General features: G+C 31.9%; 1 protein-coding gene. It reads left to right on the top strand.

From position 1 onward, the window contains the following. Positions 1–31: 31 nt before the first annotated feature. On the top strand, positions 32–518 hold a 487-nt coding region (locus tag ABD999_RS43815), incomplete at its 3' end, for a ribonuclease E/G (RefSeq protein ID WP_345483306.1).

The raw sequence follows: 518 nt of genomic DNA, 5'->3' as shown, positions 1-518 counted from the left end.
AAACACTATTGTAATTTCCTGTCTACACAATATGGCTGCTATTCTATATTGTGGTCAGATACAGAAACTAGTAGTAGCAAATGCTCATTATCAAGTAAGTGATATCTACCTAGGTTGTGTTGATAAAATCTTCTCAGGAATAAATGCGGCATTTATTAACCTAGGAAACAATGAGTACAGTGCTTTTATACATATCAGTGATACCGCTCCGCTTAAAAAGAAATATTATGTCAATAATATTACTAACATTTTAACAATACGGCAAAAAATTTTAGTACAAATCATTAAAGAGCCAACTTTAAATAAAGGTCCAAGGCTCACTGCCAATATTACATTATCAGGTCGATATATTGTATTAATGCCTTTTAGTCAATCAATCTGTATATCTCGAAAAATATATGATGAAGATGAGCGTCATTATTTGAAATCTTTAGCTATTTTAATTAAACCGGCAACAATGGGCTTGCTATTTAGACCTTCTGCTGTAGGTGTCGATGAGGAAATAATATTAAGCGAAT

The sequence above is a fragment of the Nonomuraea ferruginea genome, assembly GCF_039540635.1.
Taxonomy (GTDB): domain Bacteria; phylum Actinomycetota; class Actinomycetes; order Streptosporangiales; family Streptosporangiaceae; genus Nonomuraea; species Nonomuraea ferruginea.
Note: the sequence above shows the minus strand (reverse complement) of the source record. Positions and strands in the feature narration are given on the sequence as shown.